Source organism: Cellulophaga sp., assembly GCF_039943695.1.
Classification (GTDB): domain Bacteria; phylum Bacteroidota; class Bacteroidia; order Flavobacteriales; family Flavobacteriaceae; genus Cellulophaga.
On record NZ_JBDVAA010000004.1, the window covers coordinates 1 to 9,902 of the forward strand.

4 protein-coding genes and 1 pseudogene are annotated in these 9,902 nt (G+C 32.6%); all 5 read left to right on the forward strand.

Going from position 1 to position 9,902, the window contains the following annotated elements:
* Window positions 1-784 (forward strand): gliding motility-associated C-terminal domain-containing protein (locus ABJD66_RS00170; RefSeq protein WP_348126864.1); only part of this gene is annotated, 784 nt, incomplete at its 5' end.
* A gap of 18 nt (window positions 785-802) precedes the next feature.
* Complete coding sequence (locus tag ABJD66_RS00175; protein WP_100895139.1) at window positions 803-1,756, forward strand: type IX secretion system membrane protein PorP/SprF; 954 nt, start codon at window positions 803-805, stop codon at window positions 1,754-1,756.
* 18 nt (window positions 1,757-1,774) lie between these two features.
* Window positions 1,775-3,712, forward strand: a complete 1,938-nt coding sequence (locus ABJD66_RS00180) for an OmpA family protein (protein WP_348126868.1) — start codon at window positions 1,775-1,777, stop codon at window positions 3,710-3,712.
* A gap of 209 nt (window positions 3,713-3,921) precedes the next feature.
* A complete protein-coding gene (locus ABJD66_RS00185; RefSeq protein ID WP_348126871.1) occupies window positions 3,922-8,397 on the forward strand; it encodes a Calx-beta domain-containing protein in 4,476 nt (1,491 codons plus the stop codon).
* Window positions 8,398-8,759: 362 nt separating this feature from the next.
* Window positions 8,760-9,902, forward strand: a pseudogene (locus ABJD66_RS00190) (hypothetical protein); the annotation flags it as partial.

Consider the following 9,902-nt stretch of genomic DNA (forward strand, 5'->3'; position numbering starts at 1 on the left):
TTACATTGCTCCTAATAATGATGATGCAGCAACATATTTAGCAAACGATGGAGTAAATAGTGCTTATTTAGATGGTTTAACACCAAATAATCACGATGGTGAGGACACACCAGATTATATAGATTTAGATAGTGATAATGACACAGTTCCAGATAATAATGAGGGTAACGACTTTAATTTTGACGGTATTCCAGATCAGACATACACTACTATAGATACAGATGGTGATGGTTTAGATGATGGTTATGAGGGATCAGATGTAAACGATGGTTTTGATGTAAATGATGAGATCAACGATCCAGCAAATGATTTACCAGATACAGATGGTACAGAAGACGTTAACTACAGAGATTTAGATGACGATGGTGACGGTATAAATACACCAGATGAAGATGCAAATGGTGATGGTAACCCAACAAACGATGACGCAGATGGTGACGGAACTCCAGATTATTTAGATCCAGATAATACACCAGATGAAAATGCAGTAGTAGTTATGCAAATGGTTACTCCTAATAGCGATGGTAAAAATGATTTCTTATGGATAGATAATGTAGAGCTAGTTCCTAATAATACATTAAGAATCTATAACAGATGGGGTATTGTAATTTTTGAAGCTGATGGTTATAACAACATTAATAATGTTTTTGATGGTAAATCTAAAGGAAGATCTACTGTAAAAGCAGGTGAAGTTTTACCTTCAGGAGTATACTATTACATCTTCAATTACGAACAAAACGGAAATAATAATACCGATAGTGGTTATCTATACGTAAGTAAATAACATAATTAATATCATAAAATGATAAAAAGAAGCATTCTTGCAACAATTATATTAGTAATACTTGTTTTAGACAGTGTTAGTGCGCAACAAGACGCACAATACACACAATATATGTTTAATACATTAGCTGTTAATCCCGCATACGCAGGATCTAGAGGTCAACTAAGTATTGCTGCATTATACAGATCTCAATGGGTAGGATTAGATGGTGCGCCAAAAACTCAGACTCTAAATTTACACTCGCCTATACGAAACAGTAATTTGGGATATGGCGTATCTATAGTTAATGATGAAATTGGAGATGGTGTAGTTCAGGAAACTTATGTTGATGGGACTTTATCTTACACATTAAAACTTGCTCAAGAAAGAAAATTATCTTTTGGACTTAAAGTAGGTTTCAATAGGTTAAACTTAGATTTTGACAAACTAAGAAAAATAGATGATGAAGTAGTAGAAACAAATAATATAGATAATAGATTCTCTCCTAATTTTGGACTAGGTTTTTACTACCATACAAATAAATTTTACTTTGGACTTTCAGCTCCAAACTTGTTAGAGACAGATCATTTTGATAGTAGCAATTCAGATTCAGATGATGGTGTACAGTTTTTATCTCAGGATAAAATCAATTTATATGCTATAACAGGTTATGTGTTTGACTTAAATAACGATTTAAAATTTAAGCCAGCATTATTAACAAAAGTCGTAAGTGGAGCACCTCTTCAAGTAGATTTATCAGCAAACTTTTTATATAATGAGAAGTTCTCATTTGGTGCAGCTTACAGATGGGATGCTGCAGTAAGTGCAATGGCTGGTTTTCAAGTGTCAGACCAAATTATGTTAGGCTTAGCTTATGATAAAGAAACTACAGAATTAGGAGGAACTCAATTCAATGATGGTTCTTTTGAGGTGTTTTTAAGATTCGAACTGGTTAGAGCTTTTGAAAAGCTAGTTTCACCTAGATTCTTCTAAAAAAATAAAATTTACAAAATGATTAAGAAAATTATAGTTTTACTTGCTATACTATTTTTTACTGTTGGAAATATTGATGCCCAAGAGAGATTAATAGAAAAAGCAAATGATAAATACAAAAGTTACGCTTTTAGTCCTGCTATAGATATTTATACTAAAGTTATAGAAAAAGGATTTGTATCTGCTGAATTACTAGGTAAATTGGCAAACTCATATTACTTTAATGCAGATTATAAAAAGGCAGCAGATATATACAAAAGGTTAGTAGCAGAGTTTGAATCAGATGTTACAGCAGAACAATATTTTAAATATGCGCAAACACTAAGGACACTAGCTCAGTATGATGAATCTAATGCTATTTTAGAGAAGTTTTATGATGTAGCCTCTTCAGGAGAAAAAGCTTTATTTGCAAAAGATACAATCGCATCTTCTGCAAAAATCAGAGAAAATTTAGATAAATTTAAAGTATCTACTTTTAAGTACAATAGTGTGCATAACGAGTTTGCTCCAACATTTTATAATGAAGGACTTCTTTTTTCTTCAGATAGAGATACGGGTAACTTAGCAAAATATAGACATACTTGGAACTCAAGAGATTTTTTAGACCTATATAAAGTAAATGCAGATAGCTTGTCTTTAAATAAAGTTGTAAAATTAGATAAAAATATAAATACTAGATATCACGAGTCAACATCTACAATTACTAAAGATGGTACTACTATGTATTTTACACGTAATAATTATAAGGACGGAAAGCGTGTACAAGATAAAAATGGTGTAGTAAGATTAAAAATATTTAGAGCAGATTTTATAGATGGGGTTTGGACAAATATTACAGAGTTGCCTTTTAATAGTGACGATTACTCAGTAGCTCATCCTACATTAAGTAATGATGAAAAAACATTATATTTTGCTTCTAATATGCCTGGTACTTTAGGTTTGTCAGATATTTTTAGTTCTAGTATTAATGATGATAATACTTATGGGACACCTGTAAATTTAGGAAGTAAAATTAATACAGAAGAGAGAGAGACTTTTCCTTATGTATCTAATGAAGATATTTTATATTTTTCTTCAGACGGACATCTTGGTTTAGGAGGGTTAGATATATTTGCAACCAAAATTGCAAATAATACACTTAATGGATCTATTGTAAATGTTGGTGAACCAGTAAATAGTAATATGGACGATTTTACCTTTATTTTTGATAGTGAAAATAGAAACGGATATTTTGCTTCTAACAGAAAAGGTGGAGTAGGTGAAGATGATATTTACTCAGTAGTAGAAAATGAACCTTTGGTTTTAGATTGTATTCAGCAAATAACAGGTACGGTTAGAGATAAAATTTCAAATGAAATTTTAGTTGGAGCAGCAATAAAAGTTATTGATGAAAATAATGAAGAAATTTCTTCTACAATTATGAGTTCTAATGGTGTTTATAATATACAATTAGATTGTAATCAAGGAAATTTTGTTAGAGCTGTAGTAGAGGGTTATGTTCCATCAGAAAAATATATTAACAAGTCTAATGGAGAACCACAGGTAATCGATTTTTATCTAGAAAGAGATAAAGTTACTGCAGGTGCAGGAGATGATTTGGCTAAATTATTACAATTAAGTACTATATATTTTGATTTAAATAAGTTTGATATTAGACCGGATGCAGAAATAGAAATTCAAAAAGTGATTGTTGCTATGGAAAAATTCTCTAGTTTAAAAATCAAAGTTAATTCACATACAGACAGTAGAGGTAAAGATTCTTACAACTTATGGTTGTCTCAAAAAAGAGCAGAAGCAACAGTAAATTATATGGTATCTAAAGGAATTGATGCAAGTCGTTTACAAGGTGAAGGTTTTGGAGAAACTAAACTTGTAAATAAATGTGAAAATGGTGTGCCTTGTACAGTTAAAGAACATCAATTAAATAGAAGGTCAGAATTTATTATTATAGAATAATTAATACTACATAACTTATTAAAAAAGCCTTAACACTTGATGTTAAGGCTTTTTTTGATTGTTCTTACTTCAAGTTTCTAGAGCTATATGATACGTTATCGGCTATTCACAACAAATATTAAATATTTGATAGTTAAAAGTATAATTTAGCGCCTTAATAAGATGGGTGTGTTTTTAATAACACATTCCCCAAAAACCCAATTCTTATTATGAAGTTGATTAATATATATTTAGTGTTTTTTTTCTTGCTGTTTACTAGTTTAGTATTAGGGCAGGATACTTTTAGAGATAATTTCTCATCTACATCATATAGTAGAAATGATGGTAATCAGAATTTTTCCACAAACTGGATAGAGTCTGGAGATAATAATAGTCCTTGGAGTGGTAACATCAGGGTTATAGGAAATAGATTGCGATTAAGAAATATAGACAATGGTTTTATTTACAGATTTATTCCATTGTCAGGTTACGATTCAGTAACATTAACCTTAGATTTTGATGCTCGTAACAGAGGAGGAGAATCATTGGGTGTCTACATTTATAACGGTAGCACAGGGGCTTGGAACTTAGTGCGTAATATAAATACTAACACTCAAGGATCTTTATCTTATACACTAACCGCTGCACAAATAGCATCTAACCCTGCAATAATTTTTAGGTCTACTAGTGGTAACAATTGGGCCAATACAGATCAAATTTTTATAGACAATGTGTTGTTTACAGCAGTATCTAGTCCTGTTTTAGAAATTAATGATGTTACAGTTAATGAAAATGCAGGTACAGCTACTTTTACTGTAAGGCAAACTGTAGCAAGTGCATCTGGCTCTTATACTGTTAACTATACAACTTTTAATGGTACAGCAAATTCGGGTTCAGATTATACAGCAAGAACAGGTACTTTAAATTTTAATGGTAACATTAATGATACAGAAACTATTACCATACCAATACTAAATGATACTACTATAGAAGGAGCAGAAGAATTTTTAATAAGATTTACTAGCTCTAGTAATTCTACCATAGATATATCAGACATAGGTACTGGTACTATAATAGATGACGATGCTTTGGTAATGACAGATGGTGTTACTGTTAATAGTTGTAATGATACTTTTTTTGATCCAGGTGGACCATCAAACTACAGTAATAATGAAAATGCAACTTATACAATTTGTCCTGATACAGCAGACACTTATATAAATGTAGATTTCACAGCTTTTGAAGTTGTAACAGGTGATATTTTATATATATATGATGGTAACTCTACTAGCGCACCTTTAATAGGTCAGTTTGATAGTGCCAACGTTCCAACGTCAATAAACTCATCAGCAGCATCAGGATGTTTAACTTTTAGGTTTACATCTAATGGTAATACAACAGGTGCAGGTTGGCAAGCTCAAGTTAATTGTTTTCCAGAAGGGCCGGTAATAGAAATTGAAGATGTAACTATAGATGAAGATGCAGGTGTAGCAATTTTTACGGTTACATCTACAAGAGCTGCCCACGGTAGAAATGTATTTTTATTTGGTTTTGTTGAAGCGCCTTTTACGGTAGATTATACAACAGTAGATGATACTGCTTTGGCAGGTAGTGATTACACGGCAGTAAGCGGAACATTAACCTTTACAGGTGAATTGGGAAATGTACAAACTATATCTGTCCCCATAACTAATGATGGTACACCAGAATTTGCAGAAAATTTTAAAATAGAATTTACTGGGGCTACGGCTCAATATGCAACCATTAATTATACTGATACGGGTATAGGAACAATTAACTCACAAATTTTAGCTAATGATCCACTTACTTTATTTCAGGAGTTTGATGGATACTATGATTACTCCACAACAGGAGGTACATTAAGAACTGGAGCAAATGGAGTTTCTCCTTGTGCTGTTACTACATCATCTTCAAACACATTAATATCTCCAATTCCTAATACAGGAACAGTAGAAAGAGCTTATTTATATTGGGCTCACTCTAGTACAGTTAGAGATGCGGATGTTGTTTTTGAAGGTCAAAATGTATCAGCAAATTTCTTATATCAAACTTCATTAACCAATAGAAACTTTTTTGGTTACGTAAGTGATGTTACAGATATTGTTAAAAGCGTAGCAAACCCTAGTACAAATGTTTTTGATTTTAGTGGTTTAACTATAAATAATACAGGAGATTATTGTACTACTTCTACAGTTTTAGGTGGTTGGACATTAATTGTATTTTATGAAGATCCAAATTTACCAGCAGTAAATATAAATTTATACCAAGGTTTTGATGGTCTTAGTAATGAAGGTACTTCGTTTACATTAGATTCTTTTTATGCTATTTCAGGTGCAGGAGCAAAAGCATCATTTTTATCATGGGAAGGAGATCCAGATTTAAATGGTTCTAGTTCTGGATCTACAAACCCAGAAGAACTATCTATAACAAACCAAACAGGGCAGAATTTTATTTTAACAAACGACGGTGGACAGTCTGGTAACAATGCCTATAATTCTACTATTTATGATAATACTGTAAGTCCAACTTATAATATTGCTAATTCATATGGTGTAGATTTGGATACCTATGATATTTCTTCATTTATATCGCCAGCAGATAGTCAGGTAACAGCAAATGTAGATGTTGGTCAAGATTTTGTAATATCAGCTGCGGTAGTTATAAAAGTTCCTTCTAACTTAATTGCAGGAACTGTTTTTGAAGATGTTAATTACCCAGGCGGTATTGGTCGTGACCAAGCCACTTCTAATGGAGTAGGTATACAAGGTGCAGTAGTAGAGTTATTTGATAGCTCAGGTAATTTTATTCAAAGAAAAACAACAGATGCATCTGGTTATTACTCTTTTGGAGGAATGGCAGATGGAGATTATTTAATAAAAACAGTAAGTTCTACAATAAAGTCAACTAGAGGTGGTGGCTTTAGTTGTTCAGATTGTTATCCAGTGCAAACATATAGGTCTTTTGGTACAGCAGGTGCCATACAAGCAGAACCAAATGAGGTAGGAGGTAAAGACCCAACAGCTACTCAGGATGTTTCTTTAGGTGTAATTAATAATGCGCAAACTGTATCCAACGTATCTGTTGCTGGTAATGGTGTTGTAGGTATTAATTTTGGTTTTAACTTTAACACTATAGTTAACACTAATGAGGAAGGTCAAGGATCTTTAAATCAATTTATAATAAATTCAAATAATTTAGCAGAAGCGACTGTAGATATTGAAGCTAATAGTCTTTTTGACCCAGCAGCAGGTGATGATACATCAATATTTATGATTCCTCCTACATCAGATTCATTAGGTAGAGCAGCAGATGCAAATTATGCAGGTGGTATATTTGATATTTTAATATCTAATGGTAATCCCTTAGAAGAAATAACAGGTACTAAAACAGTTATAGATGGGCGTACACAAACAGCATACTCAGGAAACTCTAACTTTGGAGCAGAAGGAGCTGGCGGAACATCAGTAGGTGTTTCAGGAGTATCTTTACCAGGATATGATAGGCCTGAAATACAGATTCATAAAAATAACGGAGATGTACTTAATACATCTGGTAATGGTACTGTAATACGTAATATATCTGTTTATGCAAACAATAATGCAGGTGTTATTATTAGTGGAGGAGAAGGTACTGTTTCTCATTCTCTCTTAGGAGTAAATGCAGTAGGAGTAAATGCAGGTAATATAGATTATGGAGTAGAGGTTACAGGAGGAGAAGCAACAATAGATTCTAATTTTATTACAACAAATACTGACGCAGGTATTATAATAAGAGGTGGGTCTTCTGTACTTGTTCAAAATAATCATTTAACAGAGAATGGAACAGGAGCTTGTTTTGATAATATTTTTATTGAAGGAGGTAGTAACATAACAATTACTCAAAATTTAATTGAAAAAGCAGGAGCATTAGGTATAGAAGTAGAAGATGTAGATGATGTAGCAATATTAGAAAACACAATTAGAACCTCTGGACAAAACGGAGGTAATTGTGGTGGTGTAGTAGAAAATGCAGGTATAAAAATTGATGGTAATAACTCATCTATAACAAATAACATTATAACCAGCAATGGAGGAGCAGGCGTAGTAATTGCTGGAGGTAATACAAGTGGTAATCTAATATCGAAAAATTCTATATATGCCAACGGAACTACAACACCGGCTCTTGGAATAGACTTAGACGCCAGTAATGATGTAGGAGATGGAGTTACAATTAACGACAATGGAGACACTGATAACGGACCTAATGGTTTAACCAATTTTGCTGTAATATCTAATGCGTTTATATCTGGTTCAAATATTATAGTAGAAGGTTGGTCTAGGCCAGGAGCTACAATAGAATTATTTTTAACGGATATTAACGAAGGAACAGCTAGTTCCGGAGATAATAGTTTAGGAATGGTAACAGATTATGGAGAGGGACAAATTTTTATAGGATCTATGATAGAAGGTAGTTCGTCAGATCAGTTTCCTAATACATCTAGTTACTCAGATGATGATGGAAACAATGATACTACTAATAAGTTTAGGTTTGTTATCCCAAAACCAGCATCTGTAGCTATAGGGAATTTTGTAACCACTACAGCAACAATTTCAAACTCTACATCAGAGTTTTCTCCTTATGTAATTTTAAAAGCTTTTAATGCAATTACAAACAGAAATATTACCCATAGAGTTAAAGGTAATTAAACTACTTCAACTCACAAATATATTGAGTACTTCAAATAAAAATTGAAAAGATTATATTTTTATAGTCTTTTTAACTCTCTTGTAATTCGTTTAAAATCGCATTGTTATCGATTAAAAACACTTGTTAATACCTTATTTAACAGGGATAAAAATTATCCACATTGCTTTTATTGAAGTTAACCATACAAATAGGTGCTTACACAACATTTATTTTCTAACGGCGTATCTAACGTTAATTTTGTAAAGTGAAGTTGTTTATAGGTTAATATGAGAAGTTTAAATGTCTCAACTTTAAAATTAAAGCAGATGTTGAATCATCTTAAACTTATTGCAAAGAAATAAATAGAATAAAACACCCCGGCATGAAGAAGATTTTATTACCGATGATTTTTTTAATATCATCAATTGCGTTCTCACAAACTACAGTTACCCTAGAAGATCAATGTAATTGTGAAGTTTTAAGCGGAACAGATGTAACCGCGCCAGGATCTGCATCTCCTGCAGGCGCAGACTTAGGAGACTTATATGTTAATACAGATACAGGAACTATCTATTTTTGGGATGGTGATTCTTGGGAGCTATCTTCAGGTAGTAACCCAGAAATTCTAGATTTTGTTTTTGATCAAACAACAGGTGAACTTACGCTTACTATGCAGGGTGGTAGTACAAGTGTAGTAGATTTGTCCTATTTGTTTGAAACAGTTACTACGTTGGTAGACAATGCAGACGGTACATTTACATACACAAATGAAGATGGTATAGCTACAACTTTTGATGCAAAGCGTTCTACAGTTTTAGATAATGGAGATGGTACATTTACATTAACAGATGATTCAGGAAACTCAGCAACAGTAGATACCAACAACACCATAACTACATTGGTAGATAATGGTGATGGTAGCTTTACTTATACATCAGAAAACGGAACAGCAACAACATTTACAGAAACATTATCTACATTGGTAGACAATGCAGATGGTACATTTACATATACAAATGAAGATGGTGTAGCTACTACTTTTGATGCAAAACGTTCTACCGTTTTAGATAATGGGGACGGAACATTTACATTAACAGATGACTCTGGAAACTCAGCAACAGTAGATACCAACAATACTATAACTACATTGGTAGACAATGGCGATGGTAGCTTTACTTATACATCAGAAAACGGAACAGCAACAACATTTACAGAAACATTATCTACATTAGTAGACAATGCAGATGGTACATTTACATACACAAATGAAGATGGTATAGCTACAACTTTTGATGCAAAACGATCTACAGTTTTAGATAATGGAGATGGAACATTTACATTAACAGATGACTCAGGAAACTCAGCAACAGTAGATACCAACAACACCATAACTACATTGGTAGACAATGGTGATGGTAGCTTTACTTATACATCAGAAAACGGAACAGCAACAACATTTACAGAAACATTATCTACATTAGTAGACAATGCAGATGGTACATTTACATACACAAATGAAGATGGT

What these genes read in the sequence shown, in the direction of transcription:
- ABJD66_RS00175 (WP_100895139.1), top strand. Translation starts at nt 803, where the DNA reads ATGATAAAAAGAAGCATTCTTGCAACAATTATATTAGTAATACTTGTT.
- ABJD66_RS00180 (WP_348126868.1), top strand. Translation starts at nt 1,775, where the DNA reads ATGATTAAGAAAATTATAGTTTTACTTGCTATACTATTTTTTACTGTT.
- ABJD66_RS00185 (WP_348126871.1), top strand. Translation starts at nt 3,922, where the DNA reads ATGAAGTTGATTAATATATATTTAGTGTTTTTTTTCTTGCTGTTTACT.